The sequence below is a fragment of the Shewanella sp. SR44-4 genome, assembly GCF_014163715.1.
In the GTDB taxonomy this organism is placed as follows: Bacteria; Pseudomonadota; Gammaproteobacteria; order Enterobacterales; family Shewanellaceae; genus Shewanella.
In genome coordinates this window covers 1-755 of record NZ_JACJDU010000131.1, presented here as the reverse complement: position 1 = coordinate 755, position 755 = coordinate 1, and the positions used below count along the sequence as shown (strand labels likewise).

Below are 755 nucleotides of genomic sequence, written 5' to 3'. Positions count from 1 at the left end.
TCATGAGTTTCCATGGTGATACTCCTAGGTAATGCCAAGGTAGGCAGGGTCTAGTAAGTATTTATGATGGTGAGAAAGATGGGCTTTTATCTTTTCTGCCGCAGAGCGGCTTCGTTCAACAAGGCTTTTAAACAGAAAAAAACAGTGGGTTACGTTTCGCTTCGCTACACATTTTAACCCACTATTTTAGTCCGCTTAATGCGGCGTAATACGTACAAGGAAGTTTTGTGTTAACTGAAAATGATGTGGTAGAAGCTGTTTGTTCGTATTTACTACAGATGGATTATGTAATAGATCAAAAATTAACAACCACACAAACGGGAATAGATATTATCGCGACTAATTCGCGTGGAATAAAATGTTACGTGGAGGCCAAAGGATCAACATCTTCTAAACGCGAATCCTCCAAATTTGGTAAAGAATTTAGCTTATCCCAAGTTAAAGTTCATATAGGTGTTGCTTTAGTCGCTGCGTTCAAAGTGGTAAATGAGTTCCCAAATTCAGAATCGCTAATCGCACTGCCAAATAATAGTAATCATAAATCCTTAATTGATAAAATGCGTTTCCCAATTAATAATTCTGGTGTTGGTGTGTTACTAGTCGATACTGATGGTTCAGTGGAAAAGTACGTATAACTAATAAGGATAGGCCGCGCGAAGCCGCGTCCTTATCCCAAGTGTTGAACAAGCCCGAACACGTGAGATGTGACTCTTTATTATGTAATTAACAGTTCGAGAAAACGCGCTGTTTGATGT

General features: G+C 39.1%; 1 protein-coding gene. It reads left to right on the top strand.

Annotated elements, in window-relative coordinates; all coding sequences use genetic code 11:
- The first annotated feature begins 227 nt into the window (after positions 1-227).
- Positions 228-635, top strand: a complete 408-nt coding sequence (locus tag H5125_RS21720; RefSeq protein ID WP_182745508.1) for a hypothetical protein — start codon at positions 228-230, stop codon at positions 633-635.
- Positions 636-755: the final 120 nt, after the last annotated feature.